The sequence below is a fragment of the Avrilella dinanensis genome (assembly GCF_002807015.1).
GTDB classification, from domain to species: domain Bacteria; phylum Bacteroidota; class Bacteroidia; order Flavobacteriales; family Flavobacteriaceae; genus Flavobacterium; species Flavobacterium dinanensis.
Genome location: NZ_NIPO01000001.1, coordinates 1360306 through 1375219, shown reverse-complemented (window position 1 = coordinate 1375219; position 14914 = coordinate 1360306). Strand labels below are relative to the sequence as shown.

Annotated in this window: 19 protein-coding genes; 1 reads left to right on the top strand and 18 read right to left on the bottom strand. The window is 37.8% G+C overall.

Annotated features, from left to right (window positions below):
• Positions 1-66: 66 nt before the first annotated feature.
• Complete coding sequence (gene sppA / locus CDL10_RS06510; RefSeq protein WP_100677781.1) at positions 67-1839, bottom strand: signal peptide peptidase SppA; 1773 nt, start codon at positions 1837-1839, stop codon at positions 67-69.
• An 83-nt stretch (positions 1840-1922) separates the two neighbouring features.
• On the opposite strand from sppA, the gene folK reads away from it, so the two are divergent.
• A complete protein-coding gene (gene folK, locus CDL10_RS06505) occupies positions 1923-3029 on the top strand; it encodes a 2-amino-4-hydroxy-6-hydroxymethyldihydropteridine diphosphokinase (protein WP_100677780.1) in 1107 nt (368 codons plus the stop codon).
• Here folK and CDL10_RS06500 read toward each other — a convergent pair.
• The 17 genes from CDL10_RS06500 to CDL10_RS06420 form a co-directional block, all read right to left on the bottom strand.
• Entirely contained in the window at positions 3026-3559 is a 534-nt protein-coding gene (locus CDL10_RS06500; RefSeq protein WP_100677779.1) for an RNA methyltransferase, read from the bottom strand. The two genes, folK and CDL10_RS06500, sit on opposite strands and share 4 nt — an antisense overlap.
• A gap of 7 nt (positions 3560-3566) precedes the next feature.
• A complete protein-coding gene (gene tsaB, locus CDL10_RS06495) occupies positions 3567-4241 on the bottom strand; it encodes a tRNA (adenosine(37)-N6)-threonylcarbamoyltransferase complex dimerization subunit type 1 TsaB (protein ID WP_317045737.1) in 675 nt (224 codons plus the stop codon).
• Positions 4242-4243: 2 nt separating this feature from the next.
• Positions 4244-5479: an efflux RND transporter periplasmic adaptor subunit gene (locus CDL10_RS06490; RefSeq protein WP_100677778.1), complete on the bottom strand. Its 1236-nt coding sequence runs from the start codon at positions 5477-5479 to the stop codon at positions 4244-4246.
• A gap of 1 nt (position 5480) precedes the next feature.
• A complete protein-coding gene (locus tag CDL10_RS06485; RefSeq protein WP_100677777.1) occupies positions 5481-6908 on the bottom strand; it encodes a TolC family protein in 1428 nt (475 codons plus the stop codon).
• A gap of 54 nt (positions 6909-6962) precedes the next feature.
• Positions 6963-7199, bottom strand: coding sequence for a hypothetical protein (locus tag CDL10_RS06480; RefSeq protein ID WP_100677776.1), 237 nt, complete (start codon positions 7197-7199; stop codon positions 6963-6965).
• 1 nt (position 7200) lies between these two features.
• Entirely contained in the window at positions 7201-7746 is a 546-nt protein-coding gene (locus CDL10_RS06475; RefSeq protein WP_100677775.1) for a DUF420 domain-containing protein, read from the bottom strand.
• Positions 7746-8411, bottom strand: a complete 666-nt coding sequence (locus CDL10_RS06470) for an SCO family protein (protein WP_100677774.1) — start codon at positions 8409-8411, stop codon at positions 7746-7748. The genes CDL10_RS06475 and CDL10_RS06470 overlap by 1 nt, the downstream gene beginning before the upstream one ends.
• Positions 8408-9061: a hypothetical protein gene (locus CDL10_RS06465; RefSeq protein ID WP_100677773.1), complete on the bottom strand. Its 654-nt coding sequence runs from the start codon at positions 9059-9061 to the stop codon at positions 8408-8410. Before CDL10_RS06465 ends, CDL10_RS06470 begins: the two co-directional genes overlap by 4 nt.
• Before the next feature lie 69 nt (positions 9062-9130).
• Positions 9131-9502 (bottom strand): cytochrome C oxidase subunit IV family protein, encoded by a 372-nt coding sequence (locus tag CDL10_RS06460; protein WP_100677772.1) that lies wholly within the window; start codon positions 9500-9502, stop codon positions 9131-9133.
• Positions 9503-9522: 20 nt separating this feature from the next.
• Entirely contained in the window at positions 9523-10515 is a 993-nt protein-coding gene (locus tag CDL10_RS06455) for a cytochrome c oxidase subunit 3 (protein WP_100677771.1), read from the bottom strand.
• 68 nt (positions 10516-10583) lie between these two features.
• The gene (locus CDL10_RS06450; protein WP_100677770.1) at positions 10584-11171 is read right to left on the bottom strand and encodes a cytochrome c oxidase subunit 3; all 588 of its coding nucleotides are present in this window, start codon (positions 11169-11171) and stop codon (positions 10584-10586) included.
• The gene (gene cyoE / locus CDL10_RS06445) at positions 11171-12064 is read right to left on the bottom strand and encodes a heme o synthase (RefSeq protein ID WP_207760144.1); all 894 of its coding nucleotides are present in this window, start codon (positions 12062-12064) and stop codon (positions 11171-11173) included. The genes CDL10_RS06450 and cyoE overlap by 1 nt, the downstream gene beginning before the upstream one ends.
• A 177-nt stretch (positions 12065-12241) precedes the next feature.
• Complete coding sequence (locus CDL10_RS06440; RefSeq protein ID WP_100677768.1) at positions 12242-12625, bottom strand: VanZ family protein; 384 nt, start codon at positions 12623-12625, stop codon at positions 12242-12244.
• Entirely contained in the window at positions 12618-12998 is a 381-nt protein-coding gene (gene gcvH / locus CDL10_RS06435; protein ID WP_100677767.1) for a glycine cleavage system protein GcvH, read from the bottom strand. Before gcvH ends, CDL10_RS06440 begins: the two co-directional genes overlap by 8 nt.
• Positions 12999-13177: 179 nt before the next feature.
• On the bottom strand, positions 13178-13825 hold the full coding sequence (gene folE, locus CDL10_RS06430; RefSeq protein WP_100677766.1) for a GTP cyclohydrolase I FolE: 648 nt from the start codon (positions 13823-13825) through the stop codon (positions 13178-13180).
• Between the two features lie 7 nt (positions 13826-13832).
• Positions 13833-14480 (bottom strand): sigma-70 family RNA polymerase sigma factor, encoded by a 648-nt coding sequence (locus CDL10_RS06425; protein WP_100677765.1) that lies wholly within the window; start codon positions 14478-14480, stop codon positions 13833-13835.
• A 3-nt stretch (positions 14481-14483) separates the two neighbouring features.
• Positions 14484-14867 carry a hypothetical protein gene (locus CDL10_RS06420; RefSeq protein WP_100678669.1) on the bottom strand — a complete coding sequence of 128 codons (384 nt, stop codon included), beginning with the start codon at positions 14865-14867 and terminating at the stop codon, positions 14484-14486.
• Between the last annotated feature and the right edge of the window lie 47 nt (positions 14868-14914).

Genomic DNA, 14914 nt, shown 5'->3' with positions numbered 1-14914 from the left:
AATAAAAAACTGTCTGAAAAAAAATCCCAGACAGTCTTTTGTCAAAAAGTAACCAAGTAATTTAAATTAATTAATATTTAGCTGATAAGGCATAATAGCTTGTACACCTTTAGCTTGTTCCAAATAATTGATGCGTTCGAGCATTTCGTAATTTTCTTTTCCAATCTGTTCAATCATCATTGCTTTGTGATTGGCTTTCATCTTAACGCCAAGCAAATCTGCAATTAAATCACTAAATGAGATTTTATATTCAGGGAAAGACAATACTTTGTATTTACTTAATTCCACTTTACCGGCTGCGTATTCAATCGCATCGTCCAGCCCACCCAATTCATCTACTAAACCGATTTCTTTTGCTTTCACACCTGTCCAGACACGTCCCTGACCGATTTCATCAACTTGCTCTTTGGTCATGTTTCGTCCTTCAGAAACGTGTGTAACAAACGTATCATACACACGTTCAATACTTTCCTGAATTTCAGCTTTAGCCTCAGGCGATAATTCCTTAAGCAGGGAATATCCTCCGGAACGCTGGTGTGTTTTTACTTCTTCTACATTAATTCCCCATTTATTTGCCAGTTTTTCCAGATTCGGAATCATGCCAAACACACCAATAGAACCGGTTATGGTAGTAGGCTCAGCAAAGATATGGTCGGCTCGGCTGGCAATATAATATCCGCCGGAAGCGGCCACATCGCCCATGGAAACAATCACCGGTTTTACTTTACGGGTTAAATCTACTTCTCTCAAAATCAAATCTGAGGTCAAAGCACTACCTCCCGGACTGTTCACACGCAAAACAACGGCTTTTATATTATCATCGTTTCTTGCTTTAACCAAAGCTCTGTTAATTGAACCTTCTCCAATAATTTTTGCGTTTCCTTCTCCACCTCTGATTTCACCCTGAGCATAAATAACCGCAATAGCGTCTTTTACAGAAGAATTATTAAATTTAGGCTTAACCTCAGTAACGTAATCCAATACTTTTATTTCGTTATATTTTTCATCTTTCTTGACACCCAATGCTTTTTTAATGCCATTTTCAAATTCATCTACATAAGCCACTTTGTCCACAAATTTTTTCTGTAAAGCCAGCTGCGGTGTTCTCGCCCCGAGATTATTAGCAATGCTATTCAATGAATCCAGCGAAATATTTCGGGCATCAGAAATATCTGTCGCTATCGTATTCCAGATAGAATTCAGCATATCGGTAATCTGCTCTCTGTTTGCTTCACTCATATTTTGCTGTAAAAACGGCTCAACTGCACTTTTGTATTTTCCGTGGCGGATAACCTGCATTTCGATGCCTGTTTTGTCCTGAAAATCTTTGAAGTAGGCTACTTGCGATGCCAACCCTCTAAAATCAAAATCGCCAACCGGATTCACGTATAAAGTATCTGCAATCGAGCTTAAATAGTAAGTTCCTTGTGAATAAGCATCAGCGTAAGCTACCACGAATTTACCGGTCTTTTTGAACTCTTCCAGCTTTTCTCTCAATTCTTTAGATTGGGTCAAACCTAAACTTATTCTCGGATTGAAAATTTTTATTCCTTTAATACGGTCGTCTGTTTTGGCATATTCAATGGCATTCATCACATCAACCAAACCATCTGATTTTTGGTCGGAAAACTGAAAATCTTCGATATAGGTTTTTCCGCCGTAATCATCAGTAACCATTGTCAAATCTAAATCAATCACCGAATTGGATTTAGTTTTTACCGTGTTATTACTGCCGCTTGCGGAAAGAAAAACTCCGACAATCATCAGCATAAAAAAGCTGATAAACAGGAAAATAAAAATCCCGACAACTGTTGCTAATACATTTTTAAAAAAATTCATAATTCTGATTTGTTTTACCTAATAAGTAGTCATCATACGCGATTTGTTACAAACGGATAGATTTTTTTGCTTAATTTGCACCCATGCAACACAAAGTCATTCTTTCGTTAGGAAGTAATTTAGGTAACCGTGAAGATTATTTACAAGAAGCTATCCACCAGATTAATCTCCGGGTAGGTACTGTGGTTTCTGTTTCCGGACTATATGAAACACCATCGTGGGGTTTTGACAGTCATCATTTTTTAAATGCTGCCACGCTTGTTCACAGCTATTTTCCGGCTGAGGATATTTTAGCTGAAATCCTGCAAATAGAAAAAGAACTAGGGCGAAATCGAAAGGACAGCGAAGGTTATCAGGCGAGAACTATTGATATAGATATTATCGCTTATGACGATGCTATTATCAAAATGACTGATTTAATTATCCCGCACCCACAGCTGGCTCACAGAAAATTTGTGTTGATGCCCTTGGTCGATATATGCCCGGATTGGGTGCACCCGGAAAGCAAAACTTCCGTTAAAGATTTACTTAAAAATACTGGTGATACGTCCGCATTAACAGCGACCGGCACGCTGATTGCTCCGATTGACAAATATAAAAATCTGTTTGAAAAATATACAGTTATTGAAGGAAATATCGGTAGCGGAAAAACGAGTCTGGTCAAAAAAATAAGTGAAGATTTTAGTATTACACCTGTTTTGGAAAGTTTTGAAAATAATCCTTTTATTGCTGATTTTTACCAAAATCCGGAATGCAAAGCATTTACACTTGAAATGCACTTTCTGCTGGAACGCATAGACCAGCTCAGTGTTTTAAACAATTCCACCAAATACATCAGCGATTATCATCTAGAGAAATGTCTGCTTTTTGCCCGACAGACTTTGAATAAAAATGAATACGCTTTGTTTATAAAAGCATTTAACAAGTTGTCTTTCAACACCAAATCGATTGATTCGTATATTTATTTACACCAGCCGACTGATAAACTGCTGCGACAAATCAAAACAAGAAACCGTTCTTTTGAAACGAATATTTCTTCCGGTTATCTCGAAAAAATCGGTCAGGCTTACGAAAATCAGTTTGAATTAATCCATGCGGAAAACAAAAAAAGAATTGATATGAGCCAACTGGATTTTAAAAAAAATCCGGCGGACTATATGACAATTCTGTCTGATATTTTCAGCCGTTAAAGCTGTGCTATTTTCCTGTAAAAATCCCACATAGCTATTCCGGCACTCACCGAAACATTGAGTGAATGTTTGGTGCCTTCCTGCGGAATTTCAATAACCGCGTCGCAATTATCTACTACGGACTGTTGCACGCCCTTGACCTCGTTACCAAAAATAAGTGCATAAACCGTGTCTGGTTTGAGCGTAAAATCCTGTAACATTACCGAGCCTTCTGTTTGTTCCAAAGCTATGGTGCAAACTGATTGCTCTTTCAGTTCCTTCAAAAGTTGCATCACATCTTCTCGGTACTCCCACTCTACTGTTTCGGTTGCTCCCAATGCGGTTTTACGGATTTCTTTATGCGGCGGACAAGCTGTAATGCCACACAAATAAATTTTCTGAATTAAAAAAGCATCTGCCGTCCGGAACACCGCCCCGATATTGTGCAAACTGCGAATATTATCCAATATAATAATGACAGGCTTTTTCGCTGCCTGTTTAAACTCTTCCGTCGTTTTGCGATTAAGCTCGTCTAAGATTAGTTTTTTCATTTGTTGTTTATTTTTTCCCGTTTACCTGAAAATCCTTCAGGTAATAAGGTTCAAAATAGGCTACATCTTCAAAGGATTTTTCCTGATATTTCTTCAGATTCAACGCTGTCATATCTTTGGCTGAGGGATAAATATTATCTGGATAATAAACAAATTTCGGTTCGCTGAGTACTTCCCGACATTTCAACGCACCATCGCCGACAAGATGAATCTTATCTTTATATTCTGAAAAGCTGTTCGGCTCAATCACCTTCGCATTGGGCATTTCGATATAATGCTTATTACTGTCAAAAACACAGGTAAACACTTCCATTCGGCGGGCATCAATCATCGGAATAATCAGTCCATCTTCCGGATTGATTTGTTGTGCCAGCACTTCCAGCGTGCTGTGTGCCAGTAACGGAATATTCAACGCATAGCACAACCCTTTCGCCGCCGAGACACCTATCCGTAATCCGGTGTAGGAACCAGGACCTTTGCTGACTGCTACTGCATCTAAATCAGAAAAAGACAATCCTGTCTGCGTGACCACCTGATTGATAAACTCGTGTAGTTTTTCAGCATGGGTATATTGTTCTTTCGCCAATTCTTCACAAGCCAAAAGCTTTTCGCCTTCGGTCAATGCAACAGAACATTGCTTTGTTGCGGTTTCAACAGACAAGATTATGGGCAATGTATTCATTCTTATTTTTTGACTGTATCCAAATTATCTTTTACAAAAACTTTGGCACCGGGTATCAGCAACTTACTTACTGTAGAATATGGCCCTGTAATCACTTCATCGCCTTTTTCCAATCCGCTGATAATTTCGATATTTTTATCGTCCTGAATACCTGTTTGTACATACTTGATTTCTGCCAAATCACCGTTTTTCACATACACTGCTTCTTTTCTGGTATCCGAACCTTCTTCCTGGTGCATGATGATTGCCCCGATTGGCACAGCCAGAATATCACTTTTTTCGTTGGAAATGATGTCCACCGTAGCAGTCATTCCCGGTCTGAATGGCGAATAGGTTTCCGGTTTGCCTTCCATCAAATCTTCGTATGAGGATTTGTTAATTCTTATTTTTACTTTGAAATTTGTTACCTGGTCGGCAGTCAATGTTTCATCGGCTGAATTGGAAATAGACGTTACTATTCCGTCGAATTTCTTTTTCATATAGGCATCTACTTCTATGACCGCCTTATTTCCGACTGCAATTTTTACAATGTCATTTTCATTGACATCTACTTCTACCTCCATATTATTCAGATTGGCAATACGCATCAATTCAGTTCCTGTCATTTGTTGTGTACCCAAAACTCTTTCGCCCAGTTCCACATCTAATTTAGAAATAGTTCCGCTTGCCGGGGCATAAATCGTTGTTCTGTTCATGTTGTCATGAGCTTCAGTAACCGTTGCCTGAGCACCTTGCACATTGTAATATGCTGAGTTTTTAGAAGCTTTTGCCACTTCATAAGCCGCCTCAATTTTTTCCCATTCTGCTCTCGAAATCACTCCTTTATCTAACAAAGTTTTGTTTCGGTCGAAGTTATATTTGGCTTCTGCCAGTTGGGCTTCTGCCTGATTAAGATTTGCCCGAGCGGTGGACAATGAAGCTATGGTTCGGTCTATTGCTGACTGATACAAATCCGGATTAATCCGTACCAGCAGCTGTCCTTTTTCCACAACCTGACCTTCAACCACCGGTAAATCAATAATTTCGCCGGATACTTCCGAAGATATTTTCACTTCTACTTCAGGCTGTACTTTCCCTGTCGCAGATACTTTTTCTGTTATCGCCGAAGTGGAAATTGCTGTAACTTCTACTTCAGTGCCTTCGCCTTTGTTAGCAAATTGTTTGGACACAAACATTCCGATAACCAAAACAGCTGCAACAATAATGAGAATAATGATTATAATTTTTTTTCTTGACATCTTAATCTAATTTAAAAATGGGTAATCCGAAGTAATATTCTAATATTTTTGTTTTGAATATAAAATCATATTTAGCACGCAATAATTCTGACTGAGCTGCCACCAGCATATTCTGGTTTTGGTTTAAATCGAAGATATTAATCAGCCCGACATCATATCTTTGCTGTGCATATTCCATGGATTGCTTACGAGCCTCCAAAGTAGTTCTTGCTGCCTGATAGGCCTGCAAAGCACCTTGCGTATCTGTGTAAGCGGTGTACACTTTTTGTTCGAGCTGCAATTCATTTTCCTTTACAGCCAGCAAGGCTTTCTCATGAGCAAGCTTAGCTCTTTTCACATTATTCCGTACTGAAAAACCATTGAGAATTGGTATCGAAATTCCTATACCGAAATTATGCCCTTTGTTCATATCAAACTGTTCCAGCAACGGTGCCGGTTTACCGAAAACAGGTTGTGTACGAGGTGCCAATACTCTTTGATTAGTTCCTTCCACAATTCCAATTTGCTGCGGATTATTTACATCTACGATATAATCTGTAACCACATCAGCGTGGGCAGCTCTGGTCGCCAAGTTGTAAAAAGCCCGTATGGACGGAAGTCTTGCAGATTTGGCAATCGCTACATCGGTTTCTGCCAGTTCAACCTGCGTTTGGAGTATTTTATAATCCTGCAATACATCTTTAGACTGCTCAATAATCTGTTGCGGGTCTTGTAGCAAAACTTCAGACGCTTCTATTTCAAAACTTTCGTCAGCAACATCAAAATTCTGATAATCATCAATCTGCAACAGCTGTGTTAGTGAGAGTTTGGCTAACTTCAAATTATTTTCAGCAACAATCACATTTTGCTTACTCGCCTCTACGGTCGCCTGACTGTCTAACACATCGCCCTGCGGTGCAGAACCGGCATCAACTAAACTTTGTACTCTGTCGAGTTGCTGTTCATCAAAACGAAGCTGAGCTAAGTTTGCCTTTAGAATTTCTTTGGAAAAAATAATCTGCAAATAGGCATTTACTACATTAATGGAAACATCATCAACGATTTTTTCTGTCTGGTAGCGGGCTGCCAACGTGGACAAATCGGCTCGACGCATTCTTTTGTGATTCTGCCCGCCTTTGTATATGTCTATACCGACATCGAATCCGGCAGAAGTAAATTGTGTTGTTTGATTTTCCAACAACCCGGTGGTAATGTTCTGATTCAAACCAACTGTCCAGGAATGTGAGCCGGACGCATTAATTGTCGGGAAAAAATTTCCGACAGCATCTTTTTTATCCAGTTCTGCGGTTTTCTCATCTAAAAGATATTGCTGGATAGAAAGGTTATTCTGACGTGCATAACTCACGCATTCTTCTAATGTCCATTGCTTGTTCTGTGCATTGAGCCATGCGAATGTGAGTGTGAATATGCCTACTAATATTTTTTTCATACCTGATTAACTCTGTATGGTGTTAGTAGGGCTTTTGAGAAATATGTTACATTGTCAGGCGACTTTTTTTTGTTTTTTATCTTTCATGATTCTGTATATGGCAAAACCGACCAACGCCACCAATATATAAGGAAAAGCCATCAGATAGACAATTCCGTTGTTGATGCCTTCCGCTTTGTTGCCTCCATCTTCAGTAATTAAAGTTGCCCGGCACATGGCACACTGAGCCTGAGCCTGATAACAAAAACCAAGCATAAATATAACAAATAAAATTAATCTTCTTTTCATCATTTTAATGTTGATAATATGGGGAAATCATCAGATAAACAATCACACCGGTAACGGCTACATACAACCACAACGGGTATGCAATACGGGCAATTTTCTTGTGCTTTGCATAATTACCCAAAATTCCACGTGAATAAGTAATCAGCACAAACGGAATGATAATTATCGACAGTATGATATGTGTAATAAGAATAAAAAAGTAAACATATTTGATTGCACCTGTGCCACCATAGCTTGTTTCTACCGAAGTCATATGATAAGCAACGTACATCGCCAGAAAAGCAACAGAACAGCCAATCGCAATCTTTACCAATCGTTCGTGCAGATTTCGGTTTCCCCTTTTAATGGCTCTTACTGCCAAAACAAGTAATACTGCCGTAATCCCGTTAATGGTTGCGTAAATCGGTGGTAAAAAACTTAATGGTTTTACATCATAGCCCAACTTTTGCAGGTTCACGCCAAACAATAAAGCCACCACAGCCGGGATAGCAATGGACAAAACTTTTATCCAGAAATTATATTTTTTTTCTAAGGCTAATTTATCCTCCATTATTCTGCCAATAAAATTTTAATGTCTTCTTTTAACATTTCCACACCTTCTTGTTCTGTGCCGTCATAGTACAAAATCGGATTGCCTGAATTATCCTTCCGGCAACGGATATTTCCCTTTTTGTCTATCAAAGCAAAATAACCGGAATGCTCAAACCCTCCAGGGACATCATCGTTTTGTGCAGCATAGAGATTAAAATTTTTTACCAAAGCAAATATTTCTTCCTGCGTATTGGTCAAAAACTGCCAATTCGGATTCACAACGCCTAATGATTTGGCATGTGATTTTAATTCCTCGGGTGTATCGTTGGTTGGATCGATGGTAAATGAAGCTATACCAAAATTGTTTTCGAACTTGAAAGTGTTTTGTAGCTTCACCATATTTTCATTCATTATTGGGCAAATCGTCGGGCAGGAAGTGAAGAAAAATTCTACTAAATAAACTTTTCCGTCATAAAAATCATTGGTAATCGTTTCGTTATCCTGATTAGTAAAACTAAACTCCGGGGCTCTGCCAATGGTAAGCAATTCTTTTTCGGCAGATTTATTCAATCGATCATTTTGAACAATGGTATCATTCTTAAAGCCATCAACGATTTTCGGCACAAACAAAATTCCGAAAACCAAAACAGCAAAAGCTACGACGATGTAGGAATATTTTTTCATTCTGATTCTTGTGTTTTATAGTTTTTCTTTGTTGCTAATCGATATTCTGCCAAAACCACTTTCAGATCGTCTTCCATTTCGTTGTGCAAGATTTCTATTGGTTCTGAAGACAGATAACCGTCCTGATATTGCTGATTGTCTAATTTTTTCTTTCTCCCGCGAAGTTTAAAATCTTTATCTACGATAAAAACGTAAGGTGTATTGGCATCAACCATCGGAACATCTACCTGTAATTTTTGGTAATATTCCCGAATTTCTTCCGGCTGGGCAAAAATATAATTCCATGAAGGCATTTCGGTAGTTCTGCTTAACTTTTCGACATATTCCTCCACTTCATTCTTGCGTTCTTCCGGCACTACATACACGACCTGCAAATCGAGATAACGTTTGTTTTTTTGGTAAACTTCCTGACTAACATTAGTCATATTGGATTGATTCTCAAAAGACAAATCACCTATAAAGCCTAAAATTGTTACCTTGTCGTTCAGCCGAATATGTTGCCCATCGCTGGTTTGCCAATGATTCGGGATTTCGGGAATCTGCTCATTTACTACGGGTAACTTCACAAAGATGTTTACACCCGAAGAGAAAAAGAGATAAACAACAATAGGAATTACAAACAAAGCTATGAATAAACCTACTTTTTTCATCTGAAACTGTTTCGTGCAAATATAAAAAATGGCGGTCATAAAACCGCCATTTTAACTATATATTAATCTTTAGAATATCCATCTGTATCCGGCTACCGGCGAGTTATAAACATCATATACATATTGACCTTCATCAAGAATCAAAAGAGTCATATATATAATCAGGAATACCATTGTACCGGCAATCGTCCAGACGAAACCTTTTTTCTCGCCTTCCAGGTGCATGAACGCCCACATAATATAATAAGCTTTCACTATGGTAAGAATAATGAATATCCAGTTTAGTAAACTTAGGTGCAGAATCCAAAAACCTGCTTTGGTATGGAACAGAAAATCTGGTTTAAATATACCCAAGGCTACCTCGACAATCGTTAAAACTGACAAAATACCAAATACTGTCCAAATTCTTTTTGTGTTCGATTCGTGTGTATGAGCTGACATAATTTAAGCTGTTTTTCTAATTAAACAAGATAGAAGAATGTGAATACGAATACCCAAACAAGGTCAACAAAGTGCCAGTATAATCCTACTTTTTCCACCATTTCGTATGAACCTCTTTTTTCGTAAGTACCTAACAGTACATTGAAAAATATGATGATATTCAGCAATACTCCGATTGAAACGTGGAATCCATGGAACCCTGTAATGAAAAAGAACAGGTTCGCAAATGTTTTGTGTCCGAATTCGTTTCTTATCAGATTAGCTCCTTCCACCACATAGGTAAAGTCACTGATTCTTGCTAAGCTTTCTTCCCGTGATAAAACGATTTTTTCGTGAGCATTATCCGGTGTTGTATATTGCGTTCTGATTCTGATATTAGGATCAGCCTCCAATCCGGCAATTACCTGGTTTAATGATACCGACGTTGTAGATTTAGAACCTAAAAACCATGAACCGTCATTTCTGGACAAGGCGGCATCTTCTCTGTGTACTGAGGTATCAGCAAAATCAGCTAATGCTAATTTTTTCCCTTCCCCGTCAACAAAGTGCAAGATTTCTCCTCCTTTTGTTTCAACAGCTCCGTAGGTTCCGTTAATAAAGTTTTTCCACTCCCAAGCTTGCGAACCAAGGAAAATTCCTCCTCCTACAATAGTAAGCAGCATATAAAGGGCTACTTTGTTTTTTTTCATTTGATGTCCGGCATCAACTGCCAATACCATTGTTACTGATGAAAAAATCAAAATAAATGTCATCAAGGCAACATAGTACATTGGTGCATCTACCCCGTGCATAAACGGAAAGTGGTTAAACACCTCATCGGCAATCGGCCAAGAGTCTGCAAATTTAAATCTTGTAAATCCATAGGCTACCAGAAACCCACAAAAAGTTAAAGAATCTGATACGATGAAATACCACATCATCATTTTACCATAGCTGGCTCCGAAAGGCTTTACGGCTTCGCCTCCGCCCCAAACTTTTTGCTTTGTAGCTACTGAATCAACTGTCGCTCCCATAGTATTGTTAATATTTTTAAAAAGTGTTCAAATTTACATTTTTTTTTGTTCAACCAAAAGCAATTTCGTTATTTATAAAACGTGAAGAACAAAAATAAATACAACCACAAGAAATCCATAAAGTGCCAGTAAATCGCACCTAACTCAATTCCAAGCGTTTGAGAAGAAGTGTACTTTTGTTTAAAATGATTATAAATTATAACCAAAAGAGAAATCATTCCACCAAACAAGTGTGCCAAATGCACAATTACAATCACGTAAAGGAATGAGGTAGTAATGGTGCTTTCACTTCCTGTAAAATAATACCCTTGTTCAACAATCTGCCCAAAGCCAATAAACTGTAATATCACAAAAGCTACTCCGAGCAATAAAGTCAATAACAGAAAAAGCGTGGTATTAGACCGATTACCTTTTTTTATCGCACTCACTGCCAAGTGAAAAGTCGCACTACTGATTAGTATCACAATCGTACTCCAAAGGAAAGATTGTGGCAGGTCAAAATCAGTCAGCCAATCCGGACGTGATTTACTTACCACATAAGCACTGGTCAATCCTGCAAAAATCATTACAATACTTGCCATAGCAAGAAAAAGCATCGTTTTGTACGATTTTTCTTTTCTTTTTTGTCTAAGTGTTATTTCTTCCGGTTGATTCATTAGAATAAAAATTTATCTATCACGAATATGATTTGTATCAAAGATATATAAGTCACACTGACCAACATTAATGATTTAGCTGCTTTGTTAGTTCTTTTCTGATAAAGTTGAATGGCTGCCCAAATCATCCACAAACCACATACAAATACAATAATCGCAGCTGGAATGCTCAGATTTAAACTTCCTGTCAGTCCGGTTGCCGGAAACACAGAAACTACCGTTAACCAAATACTGTACAAAATAGCCTGTAATGCAGTTTTAGTATCTTTTCTTCCGGTTGGCAGCATAGAAAAACCTGCTTTTTGGTAATCGTCATACAAAAACCAGCCGATAGCCCAAAAGTGCGGAAACTGCCAGAAAAATTGTATCAAAAACAATGTTCCCGCCTCAACGCCAAATTCTCCGGTGCAAGCTACCCAGCCAAGCATGAAAGGAATAGCTCCCGGGAACGCTCCGACAAATACCGATAAAGGTGTGATGGGTTTGAGGGGCGTATATATACACGTATATAAAAAGATAGATATCGCACCGAACATGGCTGTTTTCGGATTGATGATGTACAAGATAACCACTCCGGCAATCGCTAATAACGACGCAACAGCAAAAGCGGTATTCACAGACATTCTACCAGACGCTACCGGCCGGTTTTTTGTCCTGTCCATTTTGGCGTCAATATCTTTTTCTATAATCTGATTGTAGGCGTTGGACGCTCCGACCATGCAATAACCTCCAATTGCTAACATAGCAACAATCGTCCAGTTGACTTCCGACCACGAATCTACTGCCAAAAAGTAACCGGCAATAGAAGAAAAAACAACGCTAACAGCCAAGCCTACTTTGGTCAATTCCTTAAAATCTTTGAAAACTGAATAAGTCGATGTTTTGGTATTCACTGCTCGCTGTGGTATAATCGTTGTTCTGACTGCAAATATACTTTAAAAAATATCTTTTCGCTAACTATTTTAAAATATTGTTTAGCAAACAACAATCAGTACCTTCAAAGCCGTAAAATCCACAAAGAAAAAAACACTAACAGCCCTTAACGGGTCGGTAACAAACATAAAAAAACCTCACTGTGTGTGAGGTTTTAGTTTGCGGTATATCAGACAAATGCCTGTTCCGGTTATGACTCCTGCAGTATTACACAGCACGTCCAACCATTCAAAGGAACGCCTTGTTGGAAATACATCTTGTAAAATTTCCACCATCAGTCCGAAGAGGATTAATCCGGCTACAATCAATATAATGATGAGTCCCGAAAGTTTTTTCTTTCTTGCTGATAATGCCCACAGCCACAAAAATGAAGCGGTGGTGTAAAACACAAAATGTACAATTTTGTCGATATGCGGAAAGGATATTTTCTGAACGCTGTCGATGTTTGACAGATTAATCAGACAGAAAATCAATATCAATACATTCCACAATACCGCCAAAAGCGTTTTTTTGTTAGGCACCTATCAATTCTTTGTATTGCTCGTCTGACAATAAATCTGCAATTTGTGATTCGTCAGAAAGCTTGATTTTTATCATCCAGCCTTTTCCGTACGGGTCTGTATTTACCAATTCCGGTTCGGTTTCCAATTCTTCATTGAATTCGATAATCTCTCCCGACAAAGGCAAGAATAAATCAGAAACTGTTTTTACGGCTTCTACTGTACCAAACACTTCTTCTCTGTCTAAATTTTGGTCAAGAGTTTCTACCTCAACATATACAATATCGCCCAATTCTTTTTGAGCAAAATCAGTGATACCCACTGTAGCGATATCACCCTCTACGTTCACCCATTCGTGATCTTTTGTGTACTTTAAATTAACTGGTATATTCATTGTGATTAAGTTTTCAGCAAATGTAACATTATTTTTTTAGTAGACGATGAAAAATTATTTATTACAGTTCAAGACATTGTTAAATAACAAAAAAATGTAGCAGTTTTCCGCCCTGATGTTATGTGACGTACAAATTTTCCTTTATGAGTTTTTCACTTTTTATCTGTGAAAGAACAATACTATGACTTTTTTTGAATATGCGATAAAAATTCTTGTTTGACAGCTTCATTCTCAAACTGTCCCGAATAACTAACCGTAACGGTTTTGCTATTGGTATCTGTAATGCCTCTTGAAGCCACACACAAATGGTCCGCTTCTATTACAACTGCCACATCATCGTGTTGCAATATTTCTTTTAATGCTTCCGAAATCTGAACAGTCAAACGCTCCTGAACTTGTGGTCGTTTGGCGTAATACTGCACCAATCGGTTGATTTTAGACAGCCCGATAACTTGCTTGTCGGGAATGTAAGCTACGTGTACTTTACCAATAATAGGCACAAAATGATGTTCGCAATTGGAATATAACGTAATGTCTTTTTCAATGAGCATTTTTTTGTAACCGTATTTGTTTTCAAAAAGACTGATTTCGGGTTTGTTGTCGGGGTTTAGTCCGCTGAATGTTTCCTTTACAAACATTTTTGCCACTCGTTTCGGTGTTCCGTTCAAACTATCGTCAGAAAGGTCGAGTCCGAGTATTTGCATTATCTCTGCAAAATGATGTTCTATCTGGTTTATCTTTTCACTGTCGCTCAACTCAAAAGCGTTGTTAAGAATAGGTGTATCTGTTACGATTTTGTCTAAACCGGTATTTAATAATTCCTGCATGATAAAATTATAATTCGTTAATTTTTTTCATTACATTTTCTACCATTGCGTCGCAATAAATCAAATTAAATTCAAATAATTCGCTGGCAGAATAAGCGTTTTCTATCTCACTTCGCAGCATTGTTTTTGCTCTGTTTAAACGCACTTTTACGTTTGCTTCACTGATATTCAGCATTGCTGCGGTTTCGGAAACATTTAATCCGTTTATTTCCCGTAACGAAAAAACCATTCGATAATCCAGTGGAATTTTTACAAGCGAATTTTCAATGATAGTTCCCAGCTCACGGCTTTGAATTACTTTGTCTGTCTCATTATTTCTATTGGTAAACATTGGCGTTGCGTGTTCGTTTACGTCTTGCATAATTTCATTTCTAAAACTTGATTTTTCTCTTTTCCGATAGCAGTTATTCATCATAATACGAATAATCCACGTTTTAAAACTGGAACGATTTTCAAATTGTGATAAACTTTTAAAAGCATCAATATAAGTATCTTGCATCAAGTCCTGTGTATCCTCGTGATTGTAATTGTACGACCTGCCAATTTTATATAAATAAGCATTAAACCGCCTTACGATAAGTTCGTAAAGCGATTTTTCTCCTTTTAAAACTCGTTCAATGATTTCTGTTTCTGTCAGTTTTTCAAATTGTTTCATACTTTATTCAACAATTTTAGATAATCTTGCCATAGCCAAAGCCGAAATTGCCATTACGAGGTCACGTACAGCTACGTCCACATAGTTGAAACCAAGTAATAATGTCAATGCAATAGCTGTTAACCAAGCGGCAACAATATATCCGCCAATTTCAGCTTTTTTCAGTACAATGATACCTGCAACAATTTCAATAACGCCTACAATCATCATAAAAGTTGAGGCAGAAAACGGTAATAAATCAGCCATTGCAGGATTGATGTATTGTTCCCAATTTATTAGCAAATTAGTGAATTTATCAGCTCCTGCAACAATAGGCACAATTCCGAATGTGTATTTTAACAGGTTGAATGTCTGTGTCAAAGATTGACTTTTAATTGTACTTTCCATTTTTGAAAATTTTAAATGTTTATACCTGATTAGAGTAAACATAAAAT